This window comes from Inquilinus limosus (assembly GCF_002195995.1).
Lineage (GTDB): Bacteria > Pseudomonadota > Alphaproteobacteria > DSM-16000 > Inquilinaceae > Inquilinus > Inquilinus limosus_C.
In genome coordinates, this window is record NZ_NHON01000201.1 from 1 (window position 1) to 2,886 (window position 2,886).

The window sequence follows — 2,886 nt, forward strand, 5'->3', positions numbered from 1 at the left end:
GAAGATGCGGCCGCGGCGCCAAGCTACCCCACGGGCTGCAAACCAAGGGGGATACGGGCTCACGACCGCGATGCGGTGCCGGGCATTGCCCGGCACCGCATCTCCACCATCCTCGCAGATCTTCAACACACAAGGGGGAGGGGGTTCGAGCCGCCAGAGCCGACCCGAAACTTTTGTCGTCGGTTGAAGCGCGTCCGCGCCTCAGCCCCGACCCTCTCTCAGAAACCCGACCAGCGCCTCCGCGACCTCCTCCGGCCGCTCCTCCTGCAGCGCGTGGCCGCAGGGCAGGGCGCGGCCGCGGACATCCGCCGCCTTCTCGCGCCAGGTCGCCAGCACGTCGTAGAGCTCGCCGACCACGCCCTTGGCGCCCCACAGCGCCAGCAGCGGCGCCGCGACCCGGCGATCGGCATCGGCGGCGTCATGATCCAGGTCGATCGTCGCCGCCGCGCGGTAATCCTCGCAGATCGCGTGGACCGCGCCGGGCTGGCGGTAGCAGCGCAGATATTCCTGCACCAGCGCCTCACGCGGCACGCCCGGTGTCCGGCTCTGTCCGGCCAGGTGAGAACGCAGGTAGAATTCCGGGTCGGCCTCGATCAGCCGCTCCGGCAGCGGCGCCGGCTGTATCAGGAAGAACCACCAGAAGTAGCGGGTGGCGAAGGCGCGGTCGGTGCGGGCATACATCGTCGCCGTCGGCGCGATGTCCAGCACCGCCAGACGGCTGACTGCATCGGGATGGTCCAGCGCCATGCGGTGGGCGACGCGGCCGCCGCGGTCATGACCCACGACCGCGAAGCGCTCGTGCCCCAGGGCGCGCATCACGGCCACCTGGTCCGCCGCCATCGCCCGCTTCGAATAGTTGACGTGGTTCTCGCCGCCCTCCGGCCGGGAGCTGTCGCCATAGCCGCGCAGATCCGTGGCGACCACCGCGTATCCGGCCGCGACCAGGCGCGGCGCCACCGCGTGCCACGTGGCATGGGTCTGCGGATGGCCATGCAGCAGCAGCACCGGCGGCCCGTCGCCGGCGCGCGCGCCATGGATGCGCAGGCCGGGCGCGGCCTCGATGTCGAAGGGGGCGAACCCGGGCATCAGCGGGCCGGTCATCGCACTGCCTCCATTACTGCGCCAGGCCGGCGCCGCGGCTCAATGCGCCCGGTCGGCGGGGGCCTGGGACAGCCGGTCGACCAGGGCGATGCCGATCGCCGACAGGATGAAGACGCTGTGGATCACCGTCTGCAGGATGATCCCCGTCTCGGTGTAGCTGGTGTTGTCCGGCGACCCGACATTGCCGGCGCCGATGAAGGTGCGCAGCAGGTGGATCGAGGAGATGCCGATGATCGCCATGGCGAGCTTCACCTTGAGGATGCTCGCATTGACATGGTCCAGCCATTCCGGCTGGTCCGGATGGCCGCTCAGGCCCAGGCGGGAGACGAAGGTCTCGTAGCCGCCGACGATCACCATCATCAGCAGGTTCGAGATCATCACCACGTCGATCAGCCCCAGCACCACCAGCATGATCTGCTGCTCGCTGAGCTCGGGCGTGTGGACGACCAGGTGCCACAGCTCCTTCAGGAACAGGAACGCGTAGACGCCCTGGGCGACGATCAGCCCGAGATACAGCGGCAGCTGCAGCCAGCGCGATCCGAAGATCAGGGCCGGCAGCGGCCGCAGGCGGGGCGAGATCGGGGAGGTGTCCTGCGGCATGTCCGGCTCCGGAAGCGAAGATCCGCGACCTTATACGGTGCGGCGGGGCCTGCCGGAACGGGATTTGCCGGAACCCCGCCCTGCGCCTCGATTCGCGGGGGCTGCCATTCTTTCGACAAACATGATAGGTTTGAATGGGTTGTCGTTGATCCCTGTGATCACGATGTAAGAAGGGGCGCTTATGCCCCGGGGGAGTCTGGAGGGGGCCGCCATGGCCGGTTCGGGACGCTGGCTGAGGACCACAGCACTGCTCGGTCTGGTCGCCGGGATCATCGCCGGCTGCGGCAGTGACAAGCCTCGGCCGTCCGGCAGCAACGTCGCCTATTGGGAACCGCAGATCCAGAAGGCGTCGAAGCGGTTCAATGTGCCGCCGGAATGGATCCGCGAGGTGATGCGGATCGAGAGCGGCGGCCGGTCGACCTGGAAGGGCGGCCAGCCGATCACCAGCTCCGCCGGCGCCCAGGGCCTGATGCAGGTGATGCCGGCGACCTATGATGAGCTGCGCCAGAAGCACGGGCTCGGCCGCGACCCCTACGACCCCGAGAACAACATCATGGCCGGCACGGCCTATATCCGCGAGCTGTATGAGATGTACGGCTCGCCCGGCTTCCTCGGTGCCTACAACGCCGGTCCCGGCCGCTACCGGCAATATGTCGAGAACGGCCGCAGCCTGCCGCCGGAGACCCAGCGCTACATGGATATCGTCGGCACGCAGATCGCCGGCATCGAGCCGGGCTCCAGCCGGCCCGACCGGATGACGCAATATGCCGAGCAGCAGATCCAGAACCGGGTCGACGGCGCCATCCAGGCCCGCACCGGCCAGCCGGGCAGCCGCTCGCCGGTGGTGATGGCGATGGCGCCGATCCCAGACCGGCTGTCGCCGGAGGAGCAGGGCACCGCGGCCCGGGTCGACGCCGCCATCGCCGCCCGCACCGGCCAGCCGATCCCGGCCCAGCCGGCGGTGGTGGCGATGCAGCCGATCCCCGACCGGGTCGCGCCGTCCCGGCCCGTGGTGGCGATGGCGCCGATCCCCGACCGCGTGGCGCCGATGCCGGCGCCGGTCCGCCAGGCGGCGGTGCAGCCCGCGCCCGTCCGCATGGCGCCGATCCCGGACCGGCCGCAGGTCGCGCCGGTCGACGACGTGCTGCTGGCGATGGCCGCCTCGGAGCCCGAGCGGCCATCGCC

3 protein-coding genes are annotated in these 2,886 nt (G+C 70.2%); 1 reads left to right on the forward strand and 2 read right to left on the reverse strand.

What is annotated here, in order from left to right; genetic code table 11:
• Positions 1 to 201: 201 nt before the first annotated feature.
• Together BWR60_RS35845 and BWR60_RS35850 are read right to left on the reverse strand one after the other, a co-directional pair.
• Positions 202 to 1,101: an alpha/beta fold hydrolase gene (locus BWR60_RS35845; RefSeq protein WP_088158109.1), complete on the reverse strand. Its 900-nt coding sequence runs from the start codon at positions 1,099 to 1,101 to the stop codon at positions 202 to 204.
• 39 nt (positions 1,102 to 1,140) lie between these two features.
• A complete protein-coding gene (locus tag BWR60_RS35850) occupies positions 1,141 to 1,701 on the reverse strand; it encodes a TIGR00645 family protein (RefSeq protein WP_088158111.1) in 561 nt (186 codons plus the stop codon).
• A 211-nt stretch (positions 1,702 to 1,912) separates the two neighbouring features.
• Between BWR60_RS35850 and BWR60_RS37905 the strand changes: the two genes are divergently transcribed.
• Positions 1,913 to 2,886: lytic transglycosylase domain-containing protein (locus BWR60_RS37905; protein ID WP_218823843.1), on the forward strand; the 974-nt coding region annotated here is incomplete at its 3' end.